This is a genomic window from Brassicibacter mesophilus (assembly GCF_050433385.1).
Classification (GTDB): domain Bacteria; phylum Bacillota; class Clostridia; order Tissierellales; family Proteiniboraceae; genus Brassicibacter; species Brassicibacter mesophilus.
In genome coordinates this window covers 1-24,103 of the sequence record NZ_JBNPXI010000026.1, presented here as the reverse complement: position 1 = coordinate 24,103, position 24,103 = coordinate 1, and the positions used below count along the sequence as shown (strand labels likewise).

General features: G+C 32.2%; 23 protein-coding genes and 2 riboswitches. Of the genes, 20 read left to right on the top strand and 3 right to left on the bottom strand.

The genetic code is table 11. From position 1 onward, the window contains the following. Positions 1–72 precede the first annotated feature (72 nt). Complete coding sequence (gene cls, locus HNR33_RS19530) at positions 73–1,518, bottom strand: cardiolipin synthase (protein WP_429086843.1); 1,446 nt, start codon at positions 1,516–1,518, stop codon at positions 73–75. 804 nt (positions 1,519–2,322) lie between these two features. Between cls and HNR33_RS19525 the strand changes: the two genes are divergently transcribed. From HNR33_RS19525 to HNR33_RS19490, 8 genes are all read left to right on the top strand, one after another. Then, positions 2,323–2,754 (top strand): DUF1893 domain-containing protein, encoded by a 432-nt coding sequence (locus HNR33_RS19525; RefSeq protein WP_429086840.1) that lies wholly within the window; start codon positions 2,323–2,325, stop codon positions 2,752–2,754. Position 2,755: 1 nt separating this feature from the next. Beyond that, positions 2,756–3,172, top strand: a complete 417-nt coding sequence (locus HNR33_RS19520) for a DUF3842 family protein (RefSeq protein WP_429086839.1) — start codon at positions 2,756–2,758, stop codon at positions 3,170–3,172. A 60-nt stretch (positions 3,173–3,232) separates the two neighbouring features. Continuing rightward, complete coding sequence (locus HNR33_RS19515) at positions 3,233–3,766, top strand: ECF transporter S component (protein WP_429086837.1); 534 nt, start codon at positions 3,233–3,235, stop codon at positions 3,764–3,766. Positions 3,767–4,001: 235 nt separating this feature from the next. Continuing rightward, complete coding sequence (locus HNR33_RS19510) at positions 4,002–5,420, top strand: NCS2 family permease (protein WP_429086835.1); 1,419 nt, start codon at positions 4,002–4,004, stop codon at positions 5,418–5,420. 122 nt (positions 5,421–5,542) lie between these two features. Further along, positions 5,543–5,932, top strand: coding sequence for a pyrophosphohydrolase domain-containing protein (locus tag HNR33_RS19505; RefSeq protein ID WP_429086833.1), 390 nt, complete (start codon positions 5,543–5,545; stop codon positions 5,930–5,932). Positions 5,933–6,059: 127 nt separating this feature from the next. Continuing rightward, positions 6,060–7,154 (top strand): GerAB/ArcD/ProY family transporter, encoded by a 1,095-nt coding sequence (locus HNR33_RS19500; RefSeq protein ID WP_429086832.1) that lies wholly within the window; start codon positions 6,060–6,062, stop codon positions 7,152–7,154. After that, positions 7,138–8,277: a Ger(x)C family spore germination protein gene (locus tag HNR33_RS19495; protein ID WP_429086829.1), complete on the top strand. Its 1,140-nt coding sequence runs from the start codon at positions 7,138–7,140 to the stop codon at positions 8,275–8,277. The genes HNR33_RS19500 and HNR33_RS19495 overlap by 17 nt, the downstream gene beginning before the upstream one ends. A 10-nt stretch (positions 8,278–8,287) precedes the next feature. Continuing rightward, on the top strand, positions 8,288–9,724 hold the full coding sequence (locus HNR33_RS19490; RefSeq protein WP_429086826.1) for a spore germination protein: 1,437 nt from the start codon (positions 8,288–8,290) through the stop codon (positions 9,722–9,724). A gap of 36 nt (positions 9,725–9,760) precedes the next feature. On the opposite strand, the gene HNR33_RS19485 is transcribed toward HNR33_RS19490, so the two are convergent. Both HNR33_RS19485 and HNR33_RS19480 read right to left on the bottom strand, forming a co-directional pair. Beyond that, the gene (locus HNR33_RS19485) at positions 9,761–10,993 is read right to left on the bottom strand and encodes an aspartate kinase (RefSeq protein WP_429086824.1); all 1,233 of its coding nucleotides are present in this window, start codon (positions 10,991–10,993) and stop codon (positions 9,761–9,763) included. 20 nt (positions 10,994–11,013) lie between these two features. Continuing rightward, entirely contained in the window at positions 11,014–12,306 is a 1,293-nt protein-coding gene (locus HNR33_RS19480; RefSeq protein ID WP_429086822.1) for a homoserine dehydrogenase, read from the bottom strand. Positions 12,307–12,493: 187 nt separating this feature from the next. Here HNR33_RS19480 and thrC point away from each other — a divergent pair, with 187 nt between their 5' ends. From thrC to fabG, 12 genes are all read left to right on the top strand, one after another. After that, the gene (gene thrC / locus HNR33_RS19475) at positions 12,494–13,984 is read left to right on the top strand and encodes a threonine synthase (protein ID WP_429086819.1); all 1,491 of its coding nucleotides are present in this window, start codon (positions 12,494–12,496) and stop codon (positions 13,982–13,984) included. Positions 13,985–13,993: 9 nt separating this feature from the next. After that, complete coding sequence (thrB, locus tag HNR33_RS19470; RefSeq protein ID WP_429086816.1) at positions 13,994–14,875, top strand: homoserine kinase; 882 nt, start codon at positions 13,994–13,996, stop codon at positions 14,873–14,875. Positions 14,876–14,893: 18 nt separating this feature from the next. Beyond that, a complete protein-coding gene (locus HNR33_RS19465; protein WP_429086813.1) occupies positions 14,894–15,331 on the top strand; it encodes an ACT domain-containing protein in 438 nt (145 codons plus the stop codon). Between the two features lie 107 nt (positions 15,332–15,438). Further along, positions 15,439–15,541, top strand: a riboswitch (glycine riboswitch). 3 nt (positions 15,542–15,544) lie between these two features. Beyond that, positions 15,545–15,624: riboswitch (glycine riboswitch) on the top strand. Between the two features lie 206 nt (positions 15,625–15,830). Further along, on the top strand, positions 15,831–16,937 hold the full coding sequence (gene gcvT, locus HNR33_RS19460; RefSeq protein WP_429086810.1) for a glycine cleavage system aminomethyltransferase GcvT: 1,107 nt from the start codon (positions 15,831–15,833) through the stop codon (positions 16,935–16,937). 32 nt (positions 16,938–16,969) lie between these two features. Then, on the top strand, positions 16,970–17,353 hold the full coding sequence (gene gcvH, locus HNR33_RS19455) for a glycine cleavage system protein GcvH (protein WP_429086807.1): 384 nt from the start codon (positions 16,970–16,972) through the stop codon (positions 17,351–17,353). A 1-nt stretch (position 17,354) separates the two neighbouring features. Further along, a complete protein-coding gene (gcvPA, locus tag HNR33_RS19450; protein WP_429086804.1) occupies positions 17,355–18,698 on the top strand; it encodes an aminomethyl-transferring glycine dehydrogenase subunit GcvPA in 1,344 nt (447 codons plus the stop codon). Then, positions 18,695–20,149, top strand: a complete 1,455-nt coding sequence (gene gcvPB / locus HNR33_RS19445) for an aminomethyl-transferring glycine dehydrogenase subunit GcvPB (protein WP_429086801.1) — start codon at positions 18,695–18,697, stop codon at positions 20,147–20,149. Before gcvPA ends, gcvPB begins: the two co-directional genes overlap by 4 nt. A gap of 150 nt (positions 20,150–20,299) precedes the next feature. Next, positions 20,300–20,797, top strand: a complete 498-nt coding sequence (locus tag HNR33_RS19440) for a hypothetical protein (protein ID WP_429086798.1) — start codon at positions 20,300–20,302, stop codon at positions 20,795–20,797. Between the two features lie 244 nt (positions 20,798–21,041). Next, positions 21,042–21,206, top strand: a complete 165-nt coding sequence (locus HNR33_RS19435; protein ID WP_429086795.1) for a hypothetical protein — start codon at positions 21,042–21,044, stop codon at positions 21,204–21,206. Between the two features lie 154 nt (positions 21,207–21,360). Further along, the gene (gene lipB, locus HNR33_RS19430) at positions 21,361–22,029 is read left to right on the top strand and encodes a lipoyl(octanoyl) transferase LipB (RefSeq protein WP_429086793.1); all 669 of its coding nucleotides are present in this window, start codon (positions 21,361–21,363) and stop codon (positions 22,027–22,029) included. Between the two features lie 17 nt (positions 22,030–22,046). Next, positions 22,047–22,904, top strand: coding sequence for a lipoyl synthase (lipA, locus tag HNR33_RS19425; protein WP_429086790.1), 858 nt, complete (start codon positions 22,047–22,049; stop codon positions 22,902–22,904). A 330-nt stretch (positions 22,905–23,234) separates the two neighbouring features. Continuing rightward, the gene (gene fabG, locus HNR33_RS19420) at positions 23,235–23,975 is read left to right on the top strand and encodes a 3-oxoacyl-ACP reductase FabG (RefSeq protein ID WP_429086787.1); all 741 of its coding nucleotides are present in this window, start codon (positions 23,235–23,237) and stop codon (positions 23,973–23,975) included. The last annotated feature ends 128 nt before the right edge of the window (positions 23,976–24,103 follow it).

Below are 24,103 nucleotides of genomic sequence, written 5' to 3'. Positions count from 1 at the left end.
ACACCTCTTAGATTATTTTAAGTATATTATTTACTTTTAGAGCTGGCTTTATGTAGAAATTGTTGTTATGTTTTATAAAACAGGTGACAATAGTCTTGATATAGATTCTTTGAATTTTATTTTTCGTGAACGGCTTTCATACATTTCATTAGTTAATTCAGTGCAGTATAGAATGTCTTTTTCAAATATAGTTTTCAGCTTGCTTGATGTAACCGTATCATATATAAATGCATTAACTTCAAAATTGAGCTTAAAGCTTCGAACATCAATATTGGCAGTTCCAACTGATGAAAGCTTTCCGTCCACTACAATGGTCTTTGCATGGATAAATCCATTTTCATAAACATAAGCTTTAATGCCAGACTTTAAGAGTTCACCTATATAAGAGTAGGTTGCCCAATATACAAACATATGATCTGGTTTATTTGGGAACATAATCCTAACATCTACACCAGATAATGATGCAATCCTTAATGCTTCAAGCACACTTTCATCAGGAATAAAGTAAGGTGTTTGTATATAGACACTTTTTTTTGCAGAATTTATCATTTTTATATATCCGTTCTTTATTTGCTCTTCTTCAGAATCAGGGCCACTAGATACTATTTGTATACCAGTTGTACCTGCTGAATTTATAATTGGATAGTACTTTTCACTATAATTAACATCTTCTTTTGAAGCATAACTCCAATCTAGTAGAAATCTAGTCTGTATCATATGTACAGAGCTTCCTTTTATTTTTAGATGAGTGTCCCTCCAATATCCAAATTTTTTGTCTAGCCCAAGATATTCATCTCCAATATTAAAACCACCAATAAATCCGATTTCTCCATCTATTATAGCAAGCTTTCTATGGTTCCTATAATTTATTCTCAAGTTTATAAGTGGTATTTTGAAAGGAAAAAATGAAGCTACTTTTCCACCAGCTTTTTTAAACTCTTTGAAGAAGTTTTTTGGAAGAGATCGTCCACCTACCGCATCATATAAGAACCTAACTTCGAGTCCTTCACTTGCTTTTCTAGTTAATGCGCTTATTATTTTTTGGCTTATATCATCGTTTTTTATTATATAGTAAAGCATATGTATGTGGTCTTTTGCTTCTTCAATTGAGCGAATAAGTTCATCAAACTTTTCTATACCATCAGTAAATATTTTCACTTCATTGTCTTGAGTAAAAATAGAGTCGCTGCTTATTAAATTCATATGGATCATATCTTGATAGGATACCATTGATTTATCATTATATTCTAGTTCGTTGTTCTGCAAATGGGAAATCTGTTCTAATAGAAGCTTGCGTATTATTTGGTCTTCTTCAGTTTTGTATTGAAATATTTTTTGTCTGCTCAAATTCTGACCAAGTATTAAATACAGAATGAATCCTATGTTAGGTATCAACAATAAGACCATTAACCATGCCCATGTAGAAGCAGGATTTTTTCTTTCAAGAAAAATTATAACAAATGCCAAAATAATATTTAATATCAGCATTACGGAAAGAGTAGAAAGGAATAATTGCATAGATTCACCCCCTGTATGATATAATAGTATAATATCCCAATCTTTTAAATATATCAATTCTGTAAATATGAATAAATTGAAATTTATAGAAAAGTTTGATACCATAAATTATAGTTATATAATCAAGAGCTGAGATTATGAAAGACAATTATAATATGTAAGGTAAAAATATATTATATAAATAGAGAAGTAAATAATTAAACGAGGGAATTAGTGTGAAAAAATATAAAGGTATTATCATTTTATTTTTAATAGAGATTCTTTGTCTATTTTTAACGTTAATTGCAGGCATTAATCTAGAAATATTCTTTATATTTTGGGTCTTTATTTCGATTTTATCTATTGTGTACATATATATAGGTAAGCCGAAAAAAATATATGCTGGGAAACTCCAGATCGTAACTTTTTTGAAGAAATTAGAAGTCAATTTACAGTTTTAAAAAACTACAAAGGACTTCCTAATACTGTGAAAAATGATAATGGTTTTGTTTCTCTATGCTTAATAATTTTTTGTATAGTAAATATAGTAGGATTGATAATCACATCTTTTTTAGCTTAAAGCTTCTAACATCAATATTTCTAATTTCGACTGACATAAGCTTTCCATGTATTACAATTGCCTTTGCATGAATAAATTCTTTTTAATATATAATATTTAATACTAGCATAAAAACACCATTTATATGATATATTGGTATAATGTCCTTATAAATTAAATATATTAATTTAACAAATATCAATAAATTGAAATTTATTGAAAAGTTTGATATCATATAGTATATTCTGTAATCAGGAGTTGAGTTTATGAAGGATATTGACTTAGCTAAGGAGCTATTAGAAAAGGAACAGCTTGCCTTAGCAATCGTCAAAGAGGGGAAGTTAATTTTTTCTAGTAGAGATAGAGGTATAAAGCCAATGTATACTGCAGTAAGTGAGCTTAAGGATGAGCTTAAAGGAGCGAGTGTTGCTGATCGAGTTATTGGAAAAGCAGCTGCCATGCTTTGTAAATATGCTTGTATAAAGGAGCTTTATACAAAGCTTGTATCAGAAAATGCAGTAAAGGTGTTACAAAAAACATCTATTCAATTTTGTTATGACGAAACTACTCCATACATAAAAAACCGTGATAAAACCGGTATGTGCCCAGTAGAAACATTGTCACAAAACGTCAATAATGTTGATGACTTGCTAGAAGATATATCAAGCTTTCTAAAAAGCATCAAAGTGAGAAACTGACATGAGAATAGCTGTGATTGATGGCAAAGGCGGAGGCATTGGATGTCAAGTCGTTGAAAGACTGAAGTCTTTCAAAACCGATGGTATTGAAATCATTGCATTGGGAACGAACTCCCAAGCGACTTCTAATATGCTAAAGGCTGGTGCTGATGATGGTGCTACTGGAGAAAATGCAGTTGTATGGACCAGTAAAAAGGTTGATATAATAATTGGACCTATGGCTATTATTGCTGCTAATTCTATGATGGGTGAAATTAGTCCTAAAATGGCAGAGGCTGTTGCAAGTAGTGAAGCAAGAAAGCTTTTATTGCCAGTAAGCAAATGTAACATTGATGTTATTGGACTGAATAATTATCAGTTTAAATCCCTTTTTGATGAGCTTTTACAAACAATAAAGAAAATAATAGATGAAAAATAAAACCATGAAGGTATTTCCAAGAAGGAAACTTTCATGGTTATTTTTTTGAGGAGGAATAATATGAATAGTAAATTGACAACAAAAGAATTAGTGTCAGGAGGATTATTATTAGCAATTGGAATACTGCTACCAATGATATTTCACAGTTTTGGTATGATGGGGCCTGTTTTTCTACCTATGCATATACCAGTTTTAATAGGAGGACTTATACTTTCTCCATATTTAGCTCTTGTTCTGGGGATTGCAACTCCAATTATAAGCGGTGTGCTTACAGGAATGCCTCCAATGTTTCCAATGGCAGTTATTATGGCATTTGAGTTGGGAGCATATGGGATTATAGCCTCATTGGCTACTAGAAAGTTTAAATTATCTTCTATTCCTTCTCTTATCATATCCATGATAGGTGGAAGAATAGTTGCAGGGTTAACAGTGGCTGTCTTAGTTCAATTGTTTAGTATTAAAATGAATTCAATAGCCTTTGTAAAGGGGGCAGTAATAACTGGACTGCCAGGAATAATTATACAAATAGTAATAATACCATCACTAATGTACGCTCTAAAAGGTTTTATTAAAAATCAAACTATACAAGGCTAACATAGTGATGCAAGTGATTTATCCCTAGAGCTTTTCTAGGGATTTTTTATTTACAAAATATGTATACTATTTTTGATAACGTTCTTTAGTAGTATTTTACAATTGACAGCAAATAATAATATTGTTAGTATATAAAAATGTGTTAACGTTTTCTAGGTCGAAATAGTGAATTTCGACTTAAAAAATTTTAACATGCAAACGATTACCAATGAAAATATTCTGAGGAGGAGATGAAGTGGGAAGCAACACGAAAAAAACAGATTCATTTGTTGAAAGATATTTTGAATTATCTAAGTATGGTACAGACGTTAAAACAGAAATAATTGCAGGGATCACTACATTTGTTACAATGGCATATGTTCTTTTAGTTATTCCAAACCTTTTAAAGGCAGCAGGTTTAAATGCAGCTGGAGTAGTGGGAGACGCTGCTTCAGAGTTTACGATATTTAATGATCCTGTTGTAGCTTCTATATTTGCAGCTACATGTTTAATATCTGCTTATGGAACTCTTTCTATGGGTTTATATGCTAAATTACCCTTTGCAACAGCTCCGGGATTAGGACTTTCTGCGTTTTTTGCATATAGTGTAGTTTTAACTTTAGGATATACATGGCAACAAGGTATTGCAGCAGTTATGATATCTGGTATTCTATTTATTATAATAACAGTAACTTCAATAAGAGAAAAGATTATAGACAGTCTTCCACAAAATATTAAAACAGCTATTAGTGCAGGAGTGGGTCTTTTCATTGCATTAATAGGTTTAAAAAGTGGAGGTATCATTATTTCAAACCCGGCTACATTAGTTGGTTTTGGAGATTTTACAAATGCAGGTGTAGCATTGACATTAATCGGACTAATGATAACAGTTGTTCTTATGGCTAGAAATGTTAAAGGAGCAATCCTTATATCAATTATCTTAACTACTATAATAGGTATACCACTAGGAGTAACAAATATTGAAGGTATCAAAATATTTACTGCGCCACCATCTATAGCACCAACATTTATGAAATGGGACTTTAAAGGATTATTAGGAAATGGTGAAGTTGGTGTTGCGGGTGCATTGTTAAATATAGTTATGGTTGTTATGACAATAAGCTTTGTTGACTTATTTGATAATATAGGAACACTACTAGGAACTGCTCAAAAAGGAAATATGATTGAGCCAGATGGAAAAGTAAGAAATATGAATAGAGCACTTCTATCAGATTCTATTGCTACAACGCTAAGTTCGTTCCTTGGAACAACTACTACTTCAACTTATGTTGAGTCAACTGCAGGGATAGCTGAAGGTGGTAGAACTGGTCTTACGTCAGTTGTAACAGGTGTGTTGTTTTTAGCTTCATTATTCTTTGCTGGAGTAATCGGGGTTGTACCTACTCAAGCAACTGCACCAGCACTTATTGTAGTTGGTGTACTAATGATTCAGTCTATAGTAAAAATAGATTTTACAGACTTTACAGAAGCTGTCCCAGCTTTCTTTACAATAGCTATGATGCCATTTACTTTTAGTATAGCAAATGGAGTTGCAGCTGGAATAATATTCTATCCTATTATGAAGATATTTACTGGAAGACATAAAGAAGTAAACCCAATAATGTATATATTAGCAGTGATGTTCATTATAAGATTTACATTGTTGCCTAACTAATGAAAAAAAGCTGTCGGATTTTCGACAGCTTTTTTGTTACCTTTTTACAAAAGCTTAAAGTTAATGTAAAATATTTATTATAATAAATTAAACTAATACTACATGTGCTAGGAGGAATACATATGAGCAATAAATGGTGGAATATGGTTAGAGACTTTCAAATTAGATTCAATCATCCTTATGAAGATAGTCCTAAGCTATTAGATGAAGATAGGGTTGGGAAAAGATATAATTGGATGCTTGAAGAAATAGATGAATTCAAAGAAGCTGAAGATATATATGAACAGGCAGATGCAATGATAGACTTAATGTACTTTGCCTTAGGCACTTTAGTTGAAATGGGAATTGAACCTGATAATATATTTGAAATAGTTCATAAAGCAAACATGGACAAGCTATGGGAAGATGGTAAGCCGCACTATAATGAAGATGGTAAGACTATTAAACCAGCAGGATGGCAAGATCCATATCCTAAGTTAAAGGATGAAATAGATAGTCAGATAAAAAAATAAAAACTTTATATTTGTATATAAAGAAACAGGATAGCTTAGATATTTTAGCTATCCTGTTTCTTTGTTTATACTTAAAATGCAATATTTTATGTATTTATGGAAATCATAATCTCATGAGAGGTGAAGAATGATGAACGAAACTCTTAATAATAGGCAGATAGCTTTTATAATCTACGGTACAATAGTTGGATACGGTATTTTAGCACTTCCAAAACAGATTGCAGAGAATGCAGGTACTGGAGGATGGGTACCATTATTGCTTGCAACTATAGCGTCTATTATCATTACATATATTATTGCTTATCTTGGATGTGTGTATGAAAACAAAACATTATATGAATATAGTCAAATATTAGTAGGGAGATATATAACATATATATTCTTAGCTTTATATATTGTATATTTTTTCTTGTTTTTTACGATGATAGCAAGAATGTCTGGTGAAGTAATCAAGCTTACTATTTTACTAAAGACACCAGTGTGGGCTATATCTTTGCTTTATTTAATTGTTGTATATTACGCAATAATTAAAGGAATAAAGGTTGTTGCTAGGATATGTGAGTTATATGGATTCATTATCATTTTTGGAGCTTTCATTATACATTTTCTAATGTTTACTCAAGGCGAAATGATTAATTTAAAACCTTTTTTTGTGATACAAGATGTGCAGGAATATATTAAAACCTCTTTTAAGCTCGTGATTCCATTTCTAGGTATGGAAGCAATTACTTTTTTACCTTTACGTAAAGAGAATAAAAAAGGAATATTCAAATATACAGCACTTATGATAGCGTTTATAGGTCTATCTTATATAATCATATTTGAAGCTAATATTTCTGTTGTAGGCGTAGATGATATTGTACATTATAAAGATGCAATAATTTCTACCGTAAGAAGAATAGATATCAAATATTTGGAGACTTTTAGAAGACTAGATGGTATTTTGCTTTTAGTATGGAATATTGCAGTATTTACAACCATGATGATGTTTGCATATGGAACAACTTTTTATATCTCAAAATGCTTTAAAAACATCTCATATAGACTAGTAGCTATTATTGTGATAACTATGTCATTTATAGTATCTCAAGCACCTAAAACTGTAATCCAAGTAGAAAAAATAATTGATTTTACTGGATATTTAGCAGTAATTGCAGCAGTAATAATACCATTAATACTATTAATTATTACAAAGGTGAAAAAATATGACAAAAAAGTATAATAAGTTATGGTCTTTAATTATATTAACATCGATTTTATTAACAGGATGCTGGGACTATGGAGATATTGAGAAAAAGAGCATAGTAATTTCTATTGGTGTAGATAGAGTTGATGATAAGATTGAATTTTCAACTGAGGTTGCAAAACTCATACCTAAAATGGGAGAAGAAAAAGGGAAAATAGAAACTTCGGGCGTATATAGTGATGTGTCTATTGGAGAAAACTTTGAAAAAGGTAGATTAGACTATGATAGCAAACGCCCATACCCTACTTTTTTAGGAGCGACGAGAGTAGTTATTTTCAGTACAAATTATGCTAAGGAGAGTATTGAGCCTTATTTGAACAGAATTAACAATATATATGACTATAGAAAAACAGTATTAGCTGTAGTTAGCCGTGAATCACCAAGAGAACTATTAAAAACTAAGGTAGAAAATGATATATCTGTAGGCTTTTTTATAGAAGATAATTTAAATTTTTTATCAAGTCAAGGAGCTGCCTTATATCCAACCATTGGTGAACTGCTTTCGGACATAGCATTAGGTGAAGTAGGCTACCTCCTGCCACATGTTGGGGTTGAACAGAATTCTGTTAAATACTTGGGACTTGCAGCGATGAAGGATTCAAGACTAATAGATACAGTTAATATTAAGGATACAACAGGAATATTGTACATATTAGCAGACAGCCCTAAATTTACAGAAGTCATGACTAGCACTAAAAATCCTAAAAACAAAATTTCATTTCTTTCAACAATAAAAAAGAGAAAGATAAAAACTGACTATGTTGATGGGAAGGTTGTTATAGACTTGCATTTTGATTTAAACTCTTTACTGCAATACCAGTATTATGTAGAGCCTATCAGTGATGATGAAATCAAGAGGTTAGAGGAAATGTTAGCTGAAAAAGTAAAAAAGGATATAATTAATGCTATAGAAAAATCACAAAAAAAATGGAAGTGTGATGTTTTTGAATTTGCAAGATATTTTAGAGCTGAAAACCCTAAAATATATAGACAAATTAAGTGGTTAGAGGAATATCCTGATGCAATTATAAATGTAGATGCTACAGTTACGATTGTAAATAAGAATTTGGTAGATCCAGACGCTAAGAAAATGTATTAAGGATGATAATATGAGGAATATAAAGCAAAATAAGTTTTTAAAAAGAATAGAAGATCTTAGACAAGATAAATTAGGCATTACTATAAGAAAAATATCGATTATTGATATAGAGATATTTTTATTGTATATACCACAGCTTACAGATCGAGAGAGATTATCGAGTGATATTATTAAACCTATACTACAGTTTGGAAAAAATGAGAAGCTAGATATAGACACTATGGTGAGTTCAATTCTATATTTAGATGATATATGTATTGATGATGAGGAGGATAGTATTACAGAATATATACTAAAAGGTAATACAGTAATTTTGACATCTAATGATGATAAATATATCATTGCAAACACCTTTAAAGTTGAGAAAAGAAGTGTCGAACCTCCTGATATTCAAACTGCTATTAGAGCTCCAAGAGACTCTTTTACTGAAAACTTAAATACTAATTTATCTCTGATACGATATAGGATAAAAGATTCTGCGCTAAGGATTGATTACTGCTCTGTTGGCAGGAGAACTAAGACTACAACTGCAGTTATATATATAGATGATATTGCAAATCCAAGAACTGTAAGTGAAATTAAAAATCGCTTAAAAGATATTAAGATAGATGGCATCGTTGAATCCGGATATATTCAGAAGTTTATTTTAAATAACCCCTTAAACTTATTTCCTCAAGTAAGTATTGCTGAAAGATCAGATACAGCATGTGCAAGCATATTGAATGGTAAGATTTGTGTTATTGTTGAGGGAAGCAATTTGGCTTTAATATTGCCAACTACTTTTTTTGAGTTTTTGGACACTGGTGATGATCATTATGATAATTTGTATCTTGCAGTTTTTACGAAGTTCATAAGGATAACCGCCATTATTATAACTTTAAATCTTTCAGCTCTGTATGTTGCAGTTGTAAGCTTTCATCCCGATATTCTTCCACCTCAATATATTTTAGCATTAGCAACTTCAAGAGTTACAGTGCCCGTTAATGCTCTATTAGAGGCTACTCTTATGGAATTTGTGTCGGAGCTGCTTAGGGAAGCAAGTATAAGGCTTCCAAAACAGATAGGCCCTGCAATTGGTATAGTTGGTACTATAGTTATAGGTCAAGCAGCTGTTGCAGCAGGTCTCGTAAGCCCTCTTATGGTAATCATTGTTTCACTATCTACCATGGCATCATTTGCTGCACCTGACTATACAATAACTACTCCTATACGTATACTAAAGTTTATGATGATTTTTATTACTGGTGTTTTTGGACTGTTTGGATTCATTATGGGATTCACAATTATAGTCATTAACATAGTTTCTGCAACATCTTTTGGTGTGCCATATTTTTCACCTGTAGCACCCCTAAATGTTAAAGATTTAAAAAACTATATCTTGAGTGATATAACATTAGCTAAAATAAGACCTAGGTTTTTGAAAACTAAGGATAAGACAAAACAATAGAACCAGTTACACTGATTCTATATATTTGTCTATGCTTTAAACTGCGAATGCTTCAGCCTTATCAAGCTTAAACTTACTGTGAAGGTATTTTAAAGCAGTTATTGCTTTATCTCGGCCTATTATACAAGACATTTTAATTTCTGAAGTATTTATCATTTGAATATTGATTCCCAGATCATATATAGCTTCAAAGTAAGCAGAGGCAATATTCGAACTGCCAGAGATTCCAGTTCCTACTACCGAAAGCTTTACGACCGAGTCATCATATATCATTTCCTTAGCACCTATTTCATTTGCAACCATTTTTACCACTCTAAGTGTATCATACAAGTCATCTTTGTTTATAGTGAAAGAGATGTCATTTACCTTATCACGACTTATGTTTTGAATAATCATATCAACATGTATATTATTTGTAGATAATCTAGAAAATAGCTTAAAAGCTACCCCTGGCTTATCTGGTACTTCTATTACAGAAATCTTTGCGATATTTTCATCTAATGTTATACCCCTTACAATAGCATTTTCCATAGCATCTACCTCCACTATTTTTGTCCCAGTAGTATTATTAAAACTAGATTTTACTGCAAGATGAATATTATGTTTTCTTGCTATTTCGACTGACCTAGGATGTAGTACTTTTGCACCAAGATTTGCAAGCTCCAGCATTTCATCATAGGATATTTTATCGATAAGCTTTGCACTAGGAACTAGTCTTGGATCTGTAGTATATACACCATCAACATCGGTATATATTTCACATGCGACTGCATTAACTGCTGCTGCTAAAGCTACAGCAGATGTATCAGATCCGCCCCTGCCTAGAGTTGTTATATCGCCATGATCATTTATTCCTTGGAATCCTGCCACTATTACAATATTGCCATAACTAAGCTCTTTTTGAATTCTATCAATGTTTATTTGTTGTATTCGCGCATTTTTATGATTATTGTTTGTAAATACTCCACATTGAGGGCCGGTAAGGGAAATCGAAGCATGACCTAATGCTTGTATTGCCATAGATAAAAGTGAAATTGAAATCTGTTCACCAGTTGAAAGCAGCATATCAAGTTCTCTTGGTGATGGATTATCACTTAATTGCTTTGCTTTATCCATCAGCTCATCAGTAGTATCTCCCATGGCAGATACTACAACTATTACATCAAACCCCTTATTTTTTGTATCAATAACTCTTTTGGCTACATTCTTGATTTTTTCTATAGATCCAACAGATGAGCCTCCATATTTCTGAACTATTATGTTCTTCATCTTAATTCCCCCTAGGTAGTTTAGATAGCACAGTTTTTAGCTTTAGTGGATATTAAGCTTTGAATAAGCTTAATATTTTTACTATCAATCCTCATAAAAAAGCAGCTTTGTTTAGGTAAATCTAATGAATTTATTATACCTGCTACTTGCTCTGATGATGTTTTTTCAGTAATAAGAACGAGATATTCTCCTGCAGCAACAACTTCGTATTTCAAATTGTGCAAATTCAATTCATCAAGGAAATTATCTGTTGTAATATTATCATCCAATGTGGTTCTTATATAATATCTTCCTTTAGTTCTATCAGTGTTAGAAATTTTAGTCACATCTTTATTTTTGCTAGAACGTATTTTGTAATCCTCATTCAATATATCTATGATATCTGATACTACAGCATTAGCGGTTGGATTTTTACCAGCTCCTTGACCGTAGAATTGAAGCTCTCCAACTGTATTTCCAGTGATTGATACTATGTTAAAAGCATCTTTTACAGCTGCAAATGGAGAATTTTCATCTATTAATACGGGTTCGACTGATGCAGTTATTTTATTATCCTTTAAAATAGAACTACCTATGAGTTTAACAATTAAACCCATTTGCTTAGCCATGCTTACATCAAAGGCTGAAACAGATGTTATTCCTCGGCATGCTATATCGTTGAAGCTGACATTAGCTCTAAATGCTAATGAGGACAAAATAGCAATTTTTCTTGCTGCATCATATCCTTCTATGTCATCAGTAGGATCAGCTTCAGCATAACCAAGTTCATGAGCAATTTTTAAAGCGTCATTAAAACCAATATTATCATCATACATTTTTGAGAGTATGAAGTTTGTTGTTCCATTGAGTATCCCTTTTATTCTGCTTATTTTATTTATTTTAATGCTTTCCTTAACAGATTTTATGATTGGTATTCCCCCAGCTACGCTTGCTTCATATAATAGCCCTTTATTATTTTTTTTGGCTAGGTATGTAAGCTCTTTCATATACTTAGAAACTACTGCTTTATTGGCAGTTACTACATGTTTTTCATTATTAAGGGCGTAACTTATATAGCTATAAGCAGGTTCAACACCACCAATTACTTCAACTACAATATCAATATTAGGGTTGTCCAATATTTCTGAAGCATTAATGGTCAGAAGATTAACATCTATATATGAATTTTTATACTTATCTATATCTCTAACGAGTATTTTAGTTACCTCTATGTTTTGACCTGTACATTCCTTTAACTCATTTCTACAGGTATTTATAATTTCATATACTCCTGATCCTACAGTACCAAAACCCAGCAATCCTATTTTTATCATATTTTTCAACCTTCTTTCGTTAACACTATTTCTAAAATGTATTTGTATAAAAAACACTTGTATTTCGATGAAAAACATTATATCATATAATATGTATTAAGCAATAGTTTTTTTGAGAAAAATTTTAGTGGCTTATATATAACTAAGTTAAAATAGAAAATATGATTTTGAATTCGGAGGAGATTAAATGGCACAAATTTCATATAAGAGCACTAGAAGTGCAGAAAACAGTGTTTCATCACTTGAAGCTATAATAAGGGGCATTGCAGAAGATGGAGGACTATATGTTCCATCGTTTTTACCTTGTATAGATAAACCATTAAATCAACTAGCAAGTATGACTTATAGCGAGCTAGCTTTTTATATAATGAAGAAGTTTTTCTCAGAATTTTCTGATCAAGAACTGCTATGTTGTATAGAAAATGCGTACGATGAAAAATTTGATACAGAGGAAATAGTTCCTGTAGTAAAAAAGGATGATACTTATTTTTTAGAACTATTTCATGGACCAACGTTAGCTTTTAAGGATATGGCCTTGTCCGTACTTCCACATCTTATGACTTCAGCAGCTAAGAAACTTAATCGTTCAGAAGAAATAGTAATACTCACAGCTACATCTGGAGATACTGGTAAAGCTGCGCTTGAAGGTTTCAAAGATGTAGAAAACACTAAAATCATAGTTTTTTATCCGCAAAATGGTGTAAGTCAGATTCAAAAAAGACAGATGATAACACAAAAAGGCAAAAATACATATGTCTGCGGAATAAATGGGAATTTTGATGATGCTCAAACAGGAGTTAAAGAAGTATTTAATGATAAAGAATTATGTATGCAACTAGGCAAGAATAATATAATATTATCTTCAGCTAATTCCATTAACATAGGCAGATTAGTTCCGCAAATAGTCTATTACTTTTATGCTTATGCTAATCTACTTAAAAACAAAGATATTCAGATAGGAGAGAAAATAAATGTGGTAGTTCCTACAGGAAACTTTGGGAATATACTTGCAGCATATTATGCTAAGAAGATGAACCTTCCAATAAATAGGCTTATATGTGCATCTAATGAGAATAATGTACTATATGATTTTATAAGAACTGGAATATATGATAAAAGAAGAGAGCTAAAGGTAACTACATCACCGTCAATGGATATATTGATTTCTAGTAACCTTGAAAGATTATTATATGACTTAAGTACAAATGATGCTCAGCTAGTAAGCAATATGATGCAAAAGCTCAGCAGTGATGGCTTCTATGAAATACCAGTGCAAATGAAAGGTAAGTTAAAAGATTTTTATGGCGGATTTTGCGACGAGCAGGAGACATATAAATCTATAAGAGACATATATAATAGAACTGGGTATGTAATAGACACGCATACAGCTGTTGCATATTCTGTTTATCAAAAATATAAAAAGGATACATCAGATCATACTAAAACAGTAGTAGTTTCTACTGCAAGTCCATTCAAATTTACAAAAAGTGTTTGTAAAGCATTATTACTTGAGGTAGATAATTATAACGATTTTCAGTTGCTATATAAACTTTCTCAGTCAGCAGAGCTCAAAGTACCATATACAATAAAAGATTTAGAGAATAAGAAAATAGTTCATGATAATATTTGTAATAAAACAGATATAAGGTCTGTAGTAAAAAATATATTGAAGGCATAGGTGATATTCATGATACAGATAATAGTACCAGCAACAAGCGCTAACATAGGCCCTGGATTTGATAGCTTAGGAATAGCATTAAATATATATAATAAATTTAATGTTGAAGAAATAGAAGAAGGACTCATAATTAATGGCTGCGACGAAGAGTACAAAAACGAAAATAATTTAATATATACATCGATGCTTAAATGCTTTGAAAAACTTGGTTATAAATATAAAGGTATGAGGATAACTATAGATAGTGAAATACCAGTTTCAAGAGGACTAGGAAGTAGTGCAGCTTGCATATTGGCAGGAGTAGTATCGGCAAATGAGCTTGCAAAAGGAGGATTATCAAGGGATGAAATATTAAAAATAGCTACTGAAATAGAGGGACATCCTGACAATATAGCTCCTGCACTTTTTGGTGGAATGGTTGCGTCAATAGTGGATAATGATAATGTTTATTGCAGCAAGATACCAGTAACAGATGGAATAAAGTTCTATGCTCTAATTCCTAATTTTGAACTATCTACTAAGAAGTCAAGATCAGTTCTTCCAAAAGTTATACCTTTTGATGATGGAGTTTTTAATGTTGGAAGAACTGCTTTGATGATAGCTGCACTTGTAAATGGTGAATTTGACTTGCTGAAGGTAGCAAGTAAAGATAAGCTTCACCAAAAATATAGAGGTATTCTCATAGATGAATATGATACAATAATAGAAAAATGTGAACATTTAGGGTTTTATGGTACATTTTTAAGTGGAGCAGGTCCTACCATTATTGCTGTAGATAAAGAAAAAAATAAAAGCATGTACAATGACCTTCTTATTTTTTTATCAGAACTTGAAAATAAATGGGAGATTAAAGAAATGAGTATCGATTATCATGGCATTGTCATTAACTAGTATAGGAAGGAGAATATCATGGATGGTAAGTACTTAGTTATAGATAAGGAAATATTACCTGATGTTTTTGAAAAAGTAGTAGAAGCTAAGGAGCTTTTGAGAACTGGGAAGGTTAAAGGGATAACAGAAGCCGTAAAAAGTGTTGGAATAAGCAGAAGTGCATTTTATAAATATAAAGATTATGTTTTTACCCTTTCTGAAGGAACAAGAGGTAAAAAAATCACTTTATCATTTTTGCTGAGTCATCAAACTGGAGTATTATCAAAAATATTACAGATGATATCAAGTAATCATGGTAACATACTTACTATCAATCAAGACAATCCAGTTAATAATGTAGCAAATGTTAGCATTACCTTTGATATTTCGAAGCTGCAAAGAGAGCTAGAAGAAGTAATAAAAGATATAGAGCAAGTAAAAGGAGTAGAAAAATTAGAGTTAGTATCTATGGAATAAAATAAAATCTAAGTTAATAAAATATCAATTGTTGAAAAATTTTAAAATATGATTTATTATTTAATTAAAGGATAAATAATAAATACCAAAACATAATATTGTCCCAGATGAAAATAGCGTGAGATATCTTTTAACAGATAGCCGAAGAAGCAATGTAAAAAGAGCCAGCTTTTTATAGAAACTTTCAGGCAAAAGTATCGCTATTAGATGGAACTCTGAAGAGCCCGGTTAATCGGCGCCGAAGGAGAAATACATTTGATAAATGTAGAAGCTCTCAGGTTAAGTAAACAGAGGAATGTAATGGCACTTGGCTTTGCAATGCTGTTATGTTCTTTTTTTATTACCTAAAATTAGAAAATTGATAATAGTACTATGATACTTATTAAAGTATATTTTCAATGATAGTGTAGAAAATAACTATTAAGAAAAACGTTTTACTAGATGGAATCATATAATTAATATATACAAATAAAACGATATATTGAAAGGAGGAATTATTTTGACTGAACTAAGAAAAACATCACTTTTTAATGTTCATCAAAAATATGGCGGAAAAGTTGTAGACTATTCGGGATGGGCTCTTCCAGTACAGTTTGAAGGAATAACACCCGAACACGAGGCAGTAAGAACTAGTGCAGGATTATTCGACGTTTCACACATGGGAGAAGTAGAGGTAAAAGGAAGTCAGGCTTTAGAATTTGTACAAAATTTAGTGACAAATGATGTATCAGTTCTTAATGACAACCAAGTTCTTTATAATCTAATGTGCTACCCAGACGGAGGGATTGTAGATGATTTATTAGTTTATAAGTTCTCAAACGATCATTTCTTTCTTGTAATCAATGCAAGCAATGTAGAAAAGGATTACAACTGGATGGTAGAAAATGCAGTTGGGTATGATGTTCAGCTAAAAAATCTTTCAGACGAAATATCAGAAATAGCTATACAGGGACCAAAGGCAGAGGTTATTCTTCAAAAGCTAACTGATACAGACTTATCACAAGTAGGTTTTTTCTACTGTAAGAGAGACGTGAGCATAGCTGGAGCAAACTGTTTAATATCTAGAACAGGATATACAGGTGAAGATGGATTTGAAATATATCTTGATCATAATAATTCTGAAATGGTTTGGGAAAAACTAATGGATGCAGGAAGTGAAGAAGGAATTAAACCAGCTGGTCTTGGTGCAAGAGATACATTAAGATTTGAAGCCACATTGCCTCTTTATGGTAATGAAATCGGCAGAGATATAACTCCATTAGAAGCTGGACTAGGATTTTTTGTAAAACTTAACAAACAAAACTTCATTGGTAAAGATGCATTAGTGAAACAAAAAGAAGAAGGATTAAAAAGAAAAGTAGTAGGATTTGAAATGATTGATAGAGGTATTCCAAGACATGGATATGAAGTACATGCAGATGGCAAAAAAATAGGTTTCGTTACAACAGGATACTCTGCCCCTACTGTTAAGAAAAACATAGGATTAGCCATGGTTGATATTGAGTACTCAAAGCTTGATACAGAAATTGAGATAATGATTAGAAATAAAGCTACAAAAGCTAAAGTTATAAGTAAGAAATTCTATCAAAAACAATACAAAAAATAATTTATAAAAATTAAATTTGAGGAGGAATAAAAATGAAAGTATTGGAAGGTCTTCTATATTCAAATGATCATGAGTGGATTAAGGTTGAGGGAAATGAAGCTTATATAGGAATTACAGATCATGCACAGCATCAATTAGGAGAAATAGTTTATGTAGAGCTACCACAAGTTGATGATGAATTAAATGCAGGAGATGTTTTTGGAGTTATTGAATCTGTTAAGGCAGCATCTGATTCATATTTACCTATTTCAGGTAAAGTTGTTGGAGTAAATGAAGCATTAGATGATTCGCCACAGCTTATTAACGAAGATCCTTATGCAAACTGGGTTGTAAAAATTGAAATAGCTGACAAATCAGAACTTGAAAACTTAATGGATGCTAAAGCATACGAAGAATTCTGTAGTAAGGAGGATTAACATGCATAGGTATATTCCTAATACTGAGGGGGACAAAAAGCTAATGCTAGACAGCATTGGCGTGAAATCAATTGATGATTTGTTTGAAGATGTACCAAAAGAGCTTAAGTTTAATAGAAAACTTGATATAAGCGAAGCTTTATCAGAGTCTGAAATAATAAAACACATGGCAAGTCTAACTGATAAAAATATGAGTACAGATGAACTTACATGTTTCTTAGGTGCAGGTGCATATGATCACTATATACCGTCAATAGTAAAACATCTAGCTATGAGATCAGAGTTTTATACATCATATACTCCATATCAAGCTGAAATAAGTCAAGGAACTCTTCAAGTAATATTTGAATATCAAACAATGTTATGCAACCTGACAGGAATGGATGTAACAAATGCATCTATGTACGATGGTCCTACAGCAGCAGCTGAGGCGTCTATAATGGCTTGTGAGAATACAAGAAGAAAATCAGTTATAGTATCTAAAACAGTTCATCCTGAAGTAAGAAAGGTTATGTCAACTTATCTTAGATTCAGAGATATAGAACTAAAAGAAGTTGATATGATAGATGGTGTTACAGATATAGAAAAGTTAAAATCAATGGTTGACAAGACTACTGCTGGTGTTGTAGTAGCTTCTCCAAACTTCTTTGGGATAATAGAAGATGTTACAGAAGTTGAAAAGATAACTCATGAAAATAAAGCAAATTTTATCATGTACACTGATCCAATATCCCTAGGTATATTGAAGACTCCAGGAGAGCTTGGTGCTGATATAGTTGTTGGAGAGGGTCAGTCATTAGGAAACAAACTTAACTTTGGTGGACCATATCTTGGGTTCTTAGCTACAACCTCAAAATTAGTAAGAAAGCTTCCAGGAAGAATAGTAGGGCAAACTGAGGATGTAGATGGTAAAAGAGCATTTGTGCTTACACTTCAGGCAAGAGAGCAGCATATAAGAAGATTTAAGGCTACTTCAAATATATGCTCAAATCAAGGGTTGAACATGGTAATGGCTGCTATATACATGACAACGATGGGCAAAAATGGGCTTAGAGAAGTGGCAATGCAAAGCACTCAAAAGGCTCACTATGCTTATAATGAATTAATTAAAAGTGGAAAATATAAACCACTATTTAATAAACCATTCTTCAAGGAATTTGCAGTAACAAGTGATATTGAAGCAAATAAGGTAAACAGTGAGCTACTTGCTAATGGAATACTTGGCGGATATGAACTTAGCAAAGATTATAGTGGATTAAATAATGGACTTTTGTTCTGTGTAACTGAAAAGAGAACAAAAGAAGAAATAGATAAGCTAGCTCGTGTTATGGAGGTGATAGCATGAGAAAATATGATAAATTGATATTCGAGGTTTCAAGAGAAGGAAGAAGAGCATACAGCCTTCCTAAAAACGATGTAAATGAACTTTCATTAGAAGAGATTATACCAAGTGAATTCTTAAGTGATAAAGAAGTTGCTCTTCCTGAGGTAAGTGAAGTTGATGTTATAAGACATTTCACTAATCTATCAAATAAAAACTATGGAGTAGATACAGGATTTTATCCGTTAGGCTCATGTACTATGAAGTATAATCCTAAGATAAATGAAGATATGGCAGCACTTTCAAGGTTTACAGATATTCATCCTTATCAGCCTGAGGAAACTGTTCAAGGTGCGCTTGAACTAATGTATAATTTAGATAAACAGCTTTCAGAGATTTCAGGTATGGCAAGGTCTACTATTCAGCCAGCGGCTGGTGCCCATGGTGAATTAACAGGATTAATGATTATAAAAGCTTACCATAATAGCAGGGGAGATAAGAAGAGAACTAAAATAATAGTTCCAGATTCAGCACATGGTACTAATCCATCAAGTGCACAAGTTGCAGGGTTTGAAGTTGTAGAAATTAAATCGGATAAATATGGTGCGGTTGATATAGAGAGCTTAAAAGCAGTATTAAATGATGAAATTGCAGGACTTATGCTTACAAACCCAAGCACTCTAGGACTATTTGAAAAGAATATAAAGCTTATAGCTGATCTTGTACACGAAGCAGGTGGACTTCTTTACTACGATGGAGCAAATATGAATGCAATAATGGGTATTACAAGACCTGGAGACATGGGCTTTGACGTAATGCACTACAACATTCATAAAACCTTATCAACACCTCATGGTGGTGGAGGACCTGGAAGTGGTCCTGTAGGAGTGAGAGAAGACTTAGTAAAATTCTTACCTGCACCAGTAATTGAGAAAAAAGACGATAAATATATATTAGACTATAATAGACCAGAATCGATTGGAAAGGTGAAAGGATTCTATGGACATTTTGGTGTGATGATAAGAGCCTACACATACATTCTTTCAATGGGAGCAGAAGGTTTAAAAGAAGCAAGTGAAATGGCAGTATTAAATGCTAACTATATGATGAATAAGTTAAAAGAGCATTATTATCTTCCAATAGACCAAATATGCAAGCACGAGTTTGTATTAGGTGGGCTTAAAGATGCTAACCTTGAGGTTTCAACACTAGATATAGCTAAGAGATTGTTGGATTATGGATATCATCCTCCAACAGTGTACTTCCCATTAATAGTACATGAAGCTATTATGATTGAGCCTACTGAGACAGAAAGTAAGGAGACACTTGATGGTTTTATCGACGCAATGATACAAATTGCAAAAGAAGCAGATAGTGATCCAAAGCTTTTAAAGAATGCACCATATGATACTCCAGTAAGAAGAGTAGATGAGGCTAAAGCTGCAAGAGAACTTGTACTAAAGTGGAATAAATAAAGACTGATTTAGAGTTCAGGTAATATATGTTCTCTGCCTGAACTCTATTGCAATAATAGATAAATATATTATGGGAATTAGTCGAGGAAGGAATATGTATTCTAAAAGCCCATAAAAGTTAGTAATAAAATTTTTAATGGAGTGATAAATATGAATCCTATGTTAAAAAAACTAGTCGATCAAGGATTTATGACAGAAGCTTTTGCAAACTATATTGAGGAAGCAGTAGCGAATAAAGATTCTTTTATTGTTTCAGGCCACAAAGGATGGGGAATTCTTCCTCTCTTTGCTACGATAGGTGCTGTGGCAAAAGGGAATTTTTCAATGAAGCAGGTTAAAAGCTTTGGAGATTTAGCTGATGATGCTGAATATTATTTAATTGGAGACCTTAAAGATATTGATTATGCAAAGCTAATTACTGATGTAATGTTAAAGCAAAATGCATCAATGATTTGTCTTAAGGATCCAGATCATCCATATTCGTTCTTTAAGCTACTTGGGGATGTATATAAAACAAACGGAGATAGTTCAAAGACATATCAAGTACTTGAATGCGGTAAAATTGATGATGAGAAAAAATTAGTTAAAATTACAAAGACTACATTAAATGAAAAAGGAAGACCTGTAAAGGTTGATTTTAAAGGCTAGTCAGGAGCAGTTAACTCCTGACTTTTTTGATTAATAATCAGTTTATTCAATAAAGTAAAAAACAAAATTTTACTCTGTGAAAAGGGTAACGAAATAGGAGGTGCTTAAGATGTTTGCAAGCGATGGTAATGTTAAAAAAGCATTCATAGATAGCATAGTAAATTCAATAAAAGAAAGAAAAGAAAATGCATGTTCTACTTGAGACCCAGTAGCTGTTTTAGCAACCGCCTGGGGCGTTAAAGAAATGGTAGATTTAAGTCATGCAGAAGCAGTTCAAGAATATGTAAGAAGTATATCAGGAACAGAAATGATACTAGATGATGGAACAAAAATTTCTTTCTTAAAAGGAGATGTTAAAATAAAGTCTGATCAAGCTATATTAATATATAGATATCAAATAGCAATGTAGTTAAATAATTACTGCTGGAATTAAAATACATTATTTTCATCTGATAATCCCCACATGCTTGCACAGCAAATATCCCTTGATTTGCATAAATAGGGGGATTTAAATTATATAGTCATGTTATTATAGCAAAAGCTAAGATAGGGAGATGAAATAAATGAAACTAAAAATAATGTTCTTAGGAAGATGTAATTATGAAAAAGCTTTAGATATTCAATATGATATTTTAAAAAAAAGGCAGGATAATGCTATTGAAGATACTTTAATTTTAGTAGAGCATCCACCAGTTATAACATTAGGAACCCATGCTAATGAATCTAATGTAATAGTATCAGAGAAGCTTTTAAACGACAATGGTGTACAGATTTTTAAAACAAATAGAGGTGGAGATGTAACTTATCATGGACCCGGGCAAATAGTTGGTTATCCTATAGTTAATCTCAGAAGCAAAAATATGGGCATTCGAGTGTTTGTTAGGACTTTGGAAGAGAGCTTTATTAAATTATTAGAGGAGAAATGCAATATTGTAGCTGAAAGAGATTCAGAACATACAGGTGTGTGGATTGGCAATAAAAAGATTGTTGCAATAGGATTAGCTGTAAAGCGTGGAGTTACCATGCATGGATTCGCGTTTAATGTAAATACGAACCTAGATCATTTTAATTGGATAGTACCTTGTGGCATATCTGACAGAGGAGTTACTTCAGTTCAGAATGCTACTGGTAATTATATAGATTTTAATGATTCAAATAAATTAGTTATAGAATATTTTTGTAAGCATTTTAACTATGATAGCTATGAAATATTAGATTTGAGTGATAAATAATTGATGGAGGACTTTTTATGGAAATTAAAAGAAAGCCAGAATGGCTAAGAATAAAGCTAAGAGAAGGTCGTAATTTAGACTATGTCAAAGAGATACTTACAGAATATTCATTAAATACTGTTTGTGAAGAAGCTAATTGTCCCAATAGAGTAGAATGTTTTAGTAAAAAAACAGCAACTTTTATGATTTTAGGCAGTGAATGCTCACGCAACTGTAAATTTTGCAATGTTTCTCATGGTAATCTTCAGGCTGTCGATCTAAAAGAGCCAGAGAACATTGCAAATGCGACTATGAAACTGGGACTTAAGTATGTAGTAATTACTTCGGTAACAAGAGACGATTTGCCTGATGGAGGAGCTCAGCATTTTGCAAATGTAATAAAAGCTATAAAGGATGTAAATGAAAAAACTATAGTAGAGGTGCTTATTCCAGACTTTCAGGGAAACATAGATGCACTTAAGAAAGCTGTGGATGCTAAACCAGAGATAATTAATCATAACATTGAAACAATCCCTAGATTATATAAAGAAGTACGACCAATGGCCATATATGAACGCTCTTTAAATCTATTAAAAAACGTAAAGGCTATGGATAAAAATATTCTAACAAAGTCAGGTATAATGGTTGGACTTGGAGAAACCGAGAATGAAGTAATAGAAGTATTTAAACATCTGAGACAGGTAGAATGTGATTTCTTAACTGTAGGACAGTATTTGGCTCCTTCCACAAAGCACCATCCAGTAGTTGAATATATTCCACTAGATGTTTTTGATAAGTATAAGGAAGCAGCTTATAATTTAGGGTTTAAGTTTGTTGCTTCAGGACCCCTTGTAAGAAGCTCATATAATGCTGCAGATATGTATGAAACAAGGTAGTTTATGGGGAAATTAGATAAATAACTGAGAAACCGGCCATAGTCAGAGGTTTAGTTGTGTAAGGCAGTTCAAACACATGTGCAGAAAACTGTACATATGCTTGAACTGCCTTATTTAGTATTGCACAAAAAAAATAAAAGATTTTGTATTTATTTCGAACATAAAAACAGAAATTAATAAAAGTATAAAAACTCTCTGAACGGTGAAAAACAGATAGATACTATATATTAGGTTTATAAAAATTGATGGCATAGTCTTTGCTAGTTACATTATTAGCTTTCTATTTATGAAAAATTTATTAAATTAAACAATATTAAGGAGGAGTTAATAATGAGATTAAGTGGTAAAGTGGCTATCATAACAGGAGCAGGAAGAGGTATTGGAGAAGCTACGGCTAAAAAGTTTGTAAATGAGGCAGCAAAAGTGGTTGTAGCAGATATAAATGTAGAGGACATCAATAGAACAGTTGAAGAAATAAAAGCAGTCGGTGGAGAGGCTATTGGAGTAAAAGTCGATGTTACTAGCCTTGAGAGTGTGCATAATATGATTTCTGAAACTGTTAAAGAATTTGGGAGACTTGATATAATAGTAAACAATGCAGGGATTACAGCAGATAACACATTAATGAAAATGACAGAGTCTGAATGGGACAGAGTAATTAATGTAAATTTAAAAGGAGTTTATAACTGTGGTCAAGAAGCTGCAAAGATAATGGCTGAGCAAGGTAGCGGTGTTATACTTAACGCTACTTCAGTAGTAGGTTTATATGGTAATTTTGGTCAGACAAACTATGCAGCAACAAAGTGGGGAGTTATAGGTATGACTAAAACATGGGCAAAAGAGCTTGGTAAAAAGGGTGTACGTGTAAATGCTGTAGCTCCAGGGTTCATACTTACTCCAATGACTGAGAAAATGCCTGAAAAAGTACTTGATATGATGAAGGATAAGGCACCTTTAAAGAGGCTAGGTATGCCAGAAGATATTGCTAACTGTTATGCTTTCTTGGCATCAGACGAGGCAAGCTTTATAACAGGAGCTGTATTAGAGGCTACTGGTGGAGTAGTATTATAGAAATACAACAATATTTTAATAAAGGAGGAGGACACAGAATGAGAGAAGTAGTAATTGTAGGTGCAGCTAGAACACCTGTAGGAAGTTTTGGAGGAAGTTTAGCATCATTATCAGCTATAGACCTAGGA

Coding starts and splice junctions, on each gene's coding strand:
- HNR33_RS19435 (WP_429086795.1), top strand. CDS start 21,042: ATGGTAGATTTAAGTCATGCAGAAGCAGTTCAAGAATATGTAAGAAGT.
- HNR33_RS19525 (WP_429086840.1), top strand. CDS start 2,323: ATGAAGGATATTGACTTAGCTAAGGAGCTATTAGAAAAGGAACAGCTT.
- HNR33_RS19440 (WP_429086798.1), top strand. CDS start 20,300: ATGAATCCTATGTTAAAAAAACTAGTCGATCAAGGATTTATGACAGAA.
- HNR33_RS19480 (WP_429086822.1), bottom strand. CDS start 12,306: ATGATAAAAATAGGATTGCTGGGTTTTGGTACTGTAGGATCAGGAGTA.
- thrC (WP_429086819.1), top strand. CDS start 12,494: ATGGCACAAATTTCATATAAGAGCACTAGAAGTGCAGAAAACAGTGTT.
- HNR33_RS19495 (WP_429086829.1), top strand. CDS start 7,138: ATGACAAAAAAGTATAATAAGTTATGGTCTTTAATTATATTAACATCG.
- gcvPB (WP_429086801.1), top strand. CDS start 18,695: ATGAGAAAATATGATAAATTGATATTCGAGGTTTCAAGAGAAGGAAGA.
- HNR33_RS19505 (WP_429086833.1), top strand. CDS start 5,543: ATGAGCAATAAATGGTGGAATATGGTTAGAGACTTTCAAATTAGATTC.
- gcvH (WP_429086807.1), top strand. CDS start 16,970: ATGAAAGTATTGGAAGGTCTTCTATATTCAAATGATCATGAGTGGATT.
- fabG (WP_429086787.1), top strand. CDS start 23,235: ATGAGATTAAGTGGTAAAGTGGCTATCATAACAGGAGCAGGAAGAGGT.
- HNR33_RS19515 (WP_429086837.1), top strand. CDS start 3,233: ATGAATAGTAAATTGACAACAAAAGAATTAGTGTCAGGAGGATTATTA.
- HNR33_RS19485 (WP_429086824.1), bottom strand. CDS start 10,993: ATGAAGAACATAATAGTTCAGAAATATGGAGGCTCATCTGTTGGATCT.
- gcvPA (WP_429086804.1), top strand. CDS start 17,355: ATGCATAGGTATATTCCTAATACTGAGGGGGACAAAAAGCTAATGCTA.
- HNR33_RS19490 (WP_429086826.1), top strand. CDS start 8,288: ATGAGGAATATAAAGCAAAATAAGTTTTTAAAAAGAATAGAAGATCTT.
- lipA (WP_429086790.1), top strand. CDS start 22,047: ATGGAAATTAAAAGAAAGCCAGAATGGCTAAGAATAAAGCTAAGAGAA.
- lipB (WP_429086793.1), top strand. CDS start 21,361: ATGAAACTAAAAATAATGTTCTTAGGAAGATGTAATTATGAAAAAGCT.
- HNR33_RS19520 (WP_429086839.1), top strand. CDS start 2,756: ATGAGAATAGCTGTGATTGATGGCAAAGGCGGAGGCATTGGATGTCAA.
- HNR33_RS19500 (WP_429086832.1), top strand. CDS start 6,060: ATGATGAACGAAACTCTTAATAATAGGCAGATAGCTTTTATAATCTAC.
- cls (WP_429086843.1), bottom strand. CDS start 1,518: ATGCAATTATTCCTTTCTACTCTTTCCGTAATGCTGATATTAAATATT.
- HNR33_RS19465 (WP_429086813.1), top strand. CDS start 14,894: ATGGATGGTAAGTACTTAGTTATAGATAAGGAAATATTACCTGATGTT.
- thrB (WP_429086816.1), top strand. CDS start 13,994: ATGATACAGATAATAGTACCAGCAACAAGCGCTAACATAGGCCCTGGA.